A 238-nucleotide genomic window follows, 5' to 3' on the forward strand; every position below is an offset into this window, starting at 1 on the left:
TTTGGGTTTTTTTTTTTGTTTTTTTGTTTTTGGTGTTTTTTTTTTTTTGTTTTTTGTGTTGTTTTTTGTTTTTTTTTGTGTTTTTGGTTTTTTTTTTTTGTTGTTTGTTTTTTTTTTTTTTTTTGGTTTTTTTTGTTTTTTTTTTTTTTTTTTGGGTTTGTTTTTTTTTTTTTTTTTTTTCATATGGTGGTGTGGGTTTGTGTGTGTTAGCTTTTTTTGTGTTTTTTTGTTTTCGCCT

Annotated in this window: 1 protein-coding gene; it reads right to left on the bottom strand. The window is 20.6% G+C overall.

All coding sequences use genetic code 11. From position 1 onward, the window contains the following. A partial coding sequence (locus AC1MHZ_RS23520) for a hypothetical protein (protein ID WP_482967028.1) occupies positions 1–238 on the bottom strand: 238 nt, incomplete at both ends.

This window comes from Pseudomonas sp. FA-1 (assembly GCF_056856075.1).